Annotated in this window: 1 protein-coding gene and 1 pseudogene; one reads left to right on the forward strand and one right to left on the reverse strand. The window is 70.3% G+C overall.

The annotated features are described in order from the left end of the window. Window positions 1–2,126 (reverse strand): glycoside hydrolase family 2 TIM barrel-domain containing protein (locus tag RTM68_RS18210; protein WP_312173697.1); only part of this gene is annotated, 2,126 nt, incomplete at its 3' end. Window positions 2,127–2,317: 191 nt separating this feature from the next. Here RTM68_RS18210 and RTM68_RS18215 point away from each other — a divergent pair. Further along, window positions 2,318–2,588: pseudogene (locus RTM68_RS18215) on the forward strand (D-2-hydroxyacid dehydrogenase); the annotation flags it as partial.

The following is a 2,588-nucleotide window of genomic DNA, read 5'->3' on the forward strand; positions in this document are numbered from 1 at the left end:
GGCGCCGCGCCTCCGGTCGGACGCGCGAGCACGGGCACCGGCAGGGGGGACGTCTGCCGCTGCCCCCACGACACGACGTGTCCGGCGTCGGCCCAGTCCGTGTCGTCGCGGAGCACGGCGCTCACGGTCACGAGGCCGTCACCGGCGGGGGCGGGCACGGTCGCCGATCCTCCCGCGGCGATCGGCGGCAGATCGAGCTCCCCCGCGTCGACCGTCGTCGCGCCCTGCTCGATGCGCCAGAGGAGGCGCAGGTCGGCCGTGGAGGTCGCGTGGCGGTCGTTGTGGATCACGATCGACTCGGCGCCGACCTCGATGCGCAGCGGCGCATAGGCCTTCGACAGCTCGACGAGACCCGATGTCGGGGTGCGGTCCGACGTGACCAGACCGTGCAGCGAGAAGCGCCCGCCGTTCGGCTCGTAGTCGACGTCCTCTCCGTGCATGATGTAGCGGATGCCGTCGGGCGTCGTCGTCGCGAAGCCGTGGTCGATCCACTCCCAGACGAACCCTCCGCAGATCCGGTCGTGCTCGCGCATGATCCGCCAGTAGTCCGACAGCGACCCCGGGCCGTTGCCCATCGCGTGGGCGTACTCCACAAGCAGGAACGGCAGCCCGCGGCGGCGCTCGTCGACGGGATCGACGGCCGCATCGGCATCCGCGTCCCTCTCCCCGAACACCATGCCGTGCATGCTCAGCCGACCGCCCCGCGGCTCCTCGCGTCGCCCGATCTGGTCGAGGAGTTCGAGAGAGGGGTACATGAGCGAGTAGAAGTCGGAGTCCTGATAGGTGGGGTCGCGCTCGTAGAGCACGGGCCGCGAGGGGTCCCGCTCGTCGAGCCAGCGGCGCATCGCGGCGAACCCCTCGCCCGTCATGCTCTCGTTGGCGAGCGACCAGATCACGATGCTCGGATGGTTCTTGTCGCGCTCGACGCTGCGCTGCATGCGATCGAGCACCGCATCCTGCCACTCCGGCAGGGCCGGCGGATTGTGCTCCCACCCCTCGTAGATGAAGCCGTGCGTCTCGAGGTCGTTCTCGAGCACCACCCACAGGCCCAGCTCGTCGCACAGGCGCAGGAAATCGGGGTGCGGCGGGTAGTGGCTGGTGCGGACGGCGTCGATGTTGGCGCGCTTCATCAGCACGATGTCCTCGCGCATGGTCTGTGCGTCGAGTGTGCGCCCGCGGTGCGGATCGTGCTCGTGCCGATTGACCCCGCGGAAGGTGACGGGTCGCCCGTTGACCGTGAAGACCCCGTCGACGATCTCGACGTGGCGGAAGCCCACGGCGAGTTCGACCGTCTCCCCCGCCGAGCGCAGCGTGCCGCGATACAGCGTCGGCGATTCGGCGCTCCACGGCTCGACCGGCACCTGCGCGGTCGCGCCCGCCGGGATCGAGATGCCGAGCGCGGGGATGTCGACGACGGCGTCGACGCTCGCCTCGACGCGCAGCGTGCCGAGGCCCGTGCGGTGGTCGTAGTCGGCGTGCACGAAGTGGTCGTCGATCGCGCCGGACGGACGGGCGAGCAGCTCGACATCGCGGAAGATGCCCGGCAGCCACCACATGTCCTGATCCTCGAGGTAGGTGCCCGCCGACCAGCGGTGCACGCGCACGGCGAGCACGTTGCGACCGCGCCGCAGCGCGACGTCGAACTCGAACGGCAGGCGGCTGCCCGTCGACCATCCCAGCTCTTCGCCGTTCAGCCACACCTTCGCGCACGAATCGACGCCCTGGAAGCGCAGCACGGCGTTCTCGAACTCGTCCGGCGCATCGAAGACGAGTCGGTAGTCGCCGGTCGGGTTCGCCTCGGACACGCGGGGGGCATCGAGCGGGATCGGATAGGCGGTGTTCGTGTACAGCGGCCCTTCGGCGGTGCCCAGCATGCGCCGCCGCTCGCCGCCCGCGAGGGGCGTGAACTCCTCGAGCACCCAGTGCGAGGGCACGGCCATGGGGTCCCAAGCGCTGTCGTCGAAGTCGTCCGCGAGGAACGCCGTGCCGGTGCCGGCCGCCGTGGGGCTGAGGCGGAACCTCCAGGTGCCGTTGAGGCTGAGGCGGGCGGCGTCCGTGATCGCATCGGCGCGGGGACGCCGCCGTCCGGTACCCGGTGCGGTGCTCTCCCAGTATCGGTCGGTCATCACAGGGCTCCGTCCTCGGGTTCGTCGACGGGCGAGGGTGCGGGGGAGGATTCCGGCGTGGCGGACGTCTCCTGCAAGAGGGAAGACACGATGTGAATATCCATTCGTCTATGAATTCGATACCAACTATAGCGTTAGTGTCGGCGGTGCGTCGGAATCGGCGCACGCTCGCATCGACGATCGGAGAACCCATGACCGCACTCCGCGTGTTCGTCCCGACCCCGCTTCCCGACGACCTCTGCGCGCTGATCGAAGAGCTCGAGCCGCGGATCGAGCTGATCCGCGACCCCGGTCTGCTGCCGCCGCAGCTCTATCAGGGCGACCACCTCGGCGACCCCGCGTTCCGCCGATCGGCCGCGCAGCAGCGGCGCTTCGAGCAGCTGCTCGATCAGGCCGACGCGCTCTACGGGGTGCCCGATCAGTCCCCCGCCGCGCTGCACCGCACGGCGGCGGCCAACCCGT

The organism is Microbacterium sp. (assembly GCF_031988965.1).
Classification (GTDB): Bacteria; Actinomycetota; Actinomycetes; order Actinomycetales; family Microbacteriaceae; genus Microbacterium.